The organism is Acinetobacter sp. AG1 (assembly GCF_001005525.1).
In the GTDB taxonomy this organism is placed as follows: domain Bacteria; phylum Pseudomonadota; class Gammaproteobacteria; order Pseudomonadales; family Moraxellaceae; genus Acinetobacter; species Acinetobacter modestus.
The window spans coordinates 1-1441 of the sequence record NZ_LBMZ01000012.1 but is presented as its reverse complement, the minus strand read 5'-3'; the positions used below and the strand labels follow the sequence as shown (position 1 = coordinate 1441).

At 37.5% G+C, this 1441-nt stretch carries 2 protein-coding genes; both read right to left on the bottom strand.

Annotated elements, in window-relative coordinates; genetic code table 11:
• The coding region (locus AAV96_RS00075; protein WP_413772437.1) for a TonB-dependent siderophore receptor at positions 1-780 on the bottom strand (780 nt) is incomplete at its 3' end.
• Between the two features lie 311 nt (positions 781-1091).
• The coding region (locus tag AAV96_RS00070) for an energy transducer TonB (RefSeq protein WP_046737827.1) at positions 1092-1441 on the bottom strand (350 nt) is incomplete at its 5' end.

Here is a 1441-nt window from a genome sequence, read left to right as displayed (position 1 = left end):
GAACACTGGTAAGCCACCCCACATCGGTCCACGAGGGTCATCTTCTTGATAACTCACCCCTGCTGACAACAATGTCGAATCTGTTAAATCCGCTTCACCTGTCAGCATTAAGGTTAAACGCTCTTTACTCAATAAGTCAGTAAAACTATCTCCTTGCTCATATTGAGCTACAGCACGTCCACGCAATGAACCTGATTCATTTAAACTATTCGCGACATCCCCCATCACACGATAATTGTTCCAACTGCCTCCACTGACCTCAATATTGGCCGTAGGTACATCACTTGTTGCACGCTTGCGTACCATATTGATTGCAGCAGAAGGATTTCCTGTTCCAGTAGTTAAACCTGTTGCACCACGTACAATATCAATATGATCATAAATTGCCGTACTTGCAAAAATTTCACCTGATGACCACGGCAAAGTATAAGAGGTCGGAATCCCATCAATTATATAATTATCAACAACAAAGCCTCTTGAATATAATCCACCACGATTTGTCTCATAGCGATTTACAGACAACCCAGTTACATTTTCAGCGACCTCAACCAATGTGGTCAAACCTTGATCTTGTATACGCTGCTGTGTAACAACTGAAATGGCCTGAGGAATCTCTTTTAATTTAAGATCTAAAGGTAAAGCAGTAGATGTCGTTTCGCTTGTATAAGCATCCTTAGGCTTTCCACTTTCAGCTTTTATGCTAATGGTAGGTAACTGAGTGGTTTGACTGGTTGACTCAGCGTATGCAAATGATGGCAGTAATACCGACATAGCGAGCATAAGCGGATGTGTTTTAAATATTTTTAAGCTGACAGATAGGTACATGGAGAGATTGTCCTTGATCATACGGAACATTTGGAAATACGCACCTCATTCCCCCGAAAAGCAATAAACAAGGATGCACATATTTCCAAAAATAAAGATATTGCAAATGATAATTGTTTTTATTATCAATTCAAGTTTTAACAATTAAACTCAATTGTTTGTTTTTTATTTAATAATTTAAATTATGTATTTTTAAAAAAATTAATATATTGATTTTTATAATTTTTATTTAATTTATAAAATACGATAAAAAGAAGTACACCTTTTTAATGTACTTCAAATTCCGCATCGACAGGATCAAAGCGCCATGTTCGAATAATTCGTAATTCAGAAATGTCCTTTTTCATATTGTTATCAAAGGGTCCAAAAGGTGCTCCACGGCGCACCGAAGCTTTTGCAGCTTCATCTAAAATGGGATGTCCAGAACTTTCTATAAGACGAATTGCACGAATTCCACCTTCGGCATTCAGAATGACCATTAAACGTACTTCACCCGATAAATGTTGTTGTTTCGCTTCATCTGGATAATAACGATTACCGTATAGTTCAACTTTCTGACGAAATTTATCAAGATAAGCTGCTGACGCATCTTGTTTTGCCTGAATCCCATCTACTG